Origin of the sequence: Alloyangia pacifica (genome assembly GCF_020524285.1) — a bacterium.
Classification (GTDB): domain Bacteria; phylum Pseudomonadota; class Alphaproteobacteria; order Rhodobacterales; family Rhodobacteraceae; genus Salipiger; species Salipiger pacificus_B.
Genome location: NZ_JAIVKX010000044.1, coordinates 1 through 782, shown reverse-complemented (window position 1 = coordinate 782; position 782 = coordinate 1). Strand labels below are relative to the sequence as shown.

Genomic DNA, 782 nt, shown 5'->3' with positions numbered 1-782 from the left:
GGGTAAGGTCCGCCGTGCACCATCGCGTCGCAGACCTCGACGCCGGTCGGGAAGCCGTTGACCAGCACCCGGCCCGCCTTGCGCTCGAGCACCGGCATCAGCCGCTGCGCGAGGGGCGTGTCGGCCTCGTCCATGTGGATCGTGGCGGTGAGCTGGCCCTCGAAGCCCTTGGCAAGCGTCTCCATCTCGTCCGGGCCCGAGACCCGCACCACGAGCCCGAGCGGGCCGAAGACCTCCTCGCCAAGCGCATGATCCTGCAGGTAATTCGCCGCATCCGTCTCGAAGAGGTTGGGCAGCGCATCGCGGCCCTCGCTGTCGGTGGTCAGCACCGGCTTGACGGCATTGCGGCCATCGAAGCGGGATTTACCGTCTTTATACGCCTGCGCGATACCATTGGTTAGCATGCATTGGGTGGTCACACCCTTCAGCGCCTCGGCGGCGGCGGCGACAAAGGCGTCGCCCGCGGCGCCCGTCTCCACCACGGCGATGCCGGGGTTGGTGCAGAACTGGCCGGCGCCCATCGTCAGCGAGCCGGCCCAGCCGGTGCCGATCTCGGCGCCGCGCGTCTTGATGGCTTCGGGAAGGAGGAACATCGGGTTCACCGAGCCCAGCTCGCCGAAGAAGGGGATCGGCACCTCGCGCTGCGCGCAGAGATCGAACAGGGCGCGGCCGCCGCCGAGCGAGCCGGTGAAGCCCACGGCATTGATCAGCGGGTGCTGCACCAGCGCCTGGCCGACGTCGCGCTTGCCGCCCTGCACGAGCGAGAAGACGCCCTTGGGCAT

1 protein-coding gene is annotated in these 782 nt (G+C 69.2%); it reads right to left on the bottom strand.

Translation table 11 applies throughout. The features are described from left to right. On the bottom strand, positions 1 to 782 hold a 782-nt coding region (locus LC039_RS26760; protein WP_226629939.1), incomplete at both ends, for an aldehyde dehydrogenase family protein.